Source organism: Aeromicrobium sp. PE09-221 (assembly GCF_002174305.1).
Taxonomy (GTDB): Bacteria; Actinomycetota; Actinomycetes; order Propionibacteriales; family Nocardioidaceae; genus Aeromicrobium.
On record NZ_MIJB01000071.1, the window covers coordinates 1 to 1,208 of the forward strand.

The following is a 1,208-nucleotide window of genomic DNA, read 5'->3' on the forward strand; positions in this document are numbered from 1 at the left end:
CAAAAAACCTGGGGCGCTTCACACCACGGCAGCGTCGTTGGGGAAGTGTCCGCGGTTCTTGGTGACCTTGCGCAGCTGGTAGTTCAGCGACTCGATCGCATTGGTTGTGTAGATGACCCTGCGGACCTCGGGCGGGAACGCCAGGAACGGCGTGAACCGTTCCCATGCGTTCTCGAACGCCGCGACTGCGTGCGGGTTCGCCTTGCCCAGCGGCGATGCTGCGAACGCCTCCAACGCTGCCCTGGCGGCGTCAACGTCGGCGGCGGTGTAGATCGGCTTCAACGCTGCTGCGACGGCTTTTCGCTGGCCCCAGTTCACGAATCGCATCGCGGTGCGGATGAGATGGACCACGCAGGTCTGGACGGTCGATTCAGGCCAGGTGGCCTCGATCGCTTCGGGGAATCCGGTGAGCCCGTCGCAACAGACGATCAGCACGTCGCGGATGCCGCGGTTGGCGAGCTCGGCGCAGACGGTGGCCCAGAACTTTGCTCCTTCGACCGCTTGGACCCAGATTCCCAGCACGTGCTTGACGCCGTCCATGTCGACGCCGACGGCGATGTGAGCGGCTTTGTTCCTGACGTGGCCGCCGTCTCGGACCTTGACCACGATCGCGTCCAGGTAGATGACCGGATAGAACATCTCAAGCGGTCGGCGCTGCCACGCGAGCACGGCCTCACCGATCTCATCGACGATCTTGCTGATCGTCTCGTAGCTGGTCTCAACCCCAATCGTCGAGACGAGGTGATGCTCGATGTCCCGCAGCGTCATCCCGCCGGCATAGAGCGAAACGATCATCTCGTCCAGACCACCGAGACGCCGCGAACCGACCGGGACGAGACGCGGCACATAGCTGCCGTCGCGGTCACGAGGGATCGCCAGATCGATCTCACCGACCTGCGAGGCGACGGTCTTCGGATATGAGCCGTTACGCGAGTTCGGATGCAACGCTGCTTCCGGATCGCCCTTGTCATAGCCCAAATGATCCGAAAGCTTGAAGTGCCCCAGGTTTGATGCCGCGTCCTTTTGAGTTGGAAGGATGCATGTCATGCCGAAGAAGATCGATCCGAAGGTGCGCGAGCGCTGTGTCCGGATGGTGCTGGAGCACTTGCCGGAGTATCCATCGCTGACCGCCGCAGCCGAGGCCGTCGCCCGGCGGGAGAACGTCGGGAAGGAGTCGGTGCGCCGGTGGGTGATTCAGGCCCAGATAG

At 63.2% G+C, this 1,208-nt stretch carries 2 pseudogenes; one reads left to right on the forward strand and one right to left on the reverse strand.

The window, feature by feature from the left end:
• Positions 1-27: 27 nt before the first annotated feature.
• Positions 28-993: pseudogene (locus tag BHE97_RS19315) on the reverse strand (IS256 family transposase); the annotation flags it as partial.
• A gap of 52 nt (positions 994-1,045) precedes the next feature.
• Between BHE97_RS19315 and BHE97_RS19900 the strand changes: the two are divergent.
• Positions 1,046-1,208 (forward strand): annotated as a pseudogene (locus BHE97_RS19900) (IS3 family transposase); the annotation flags it as partial.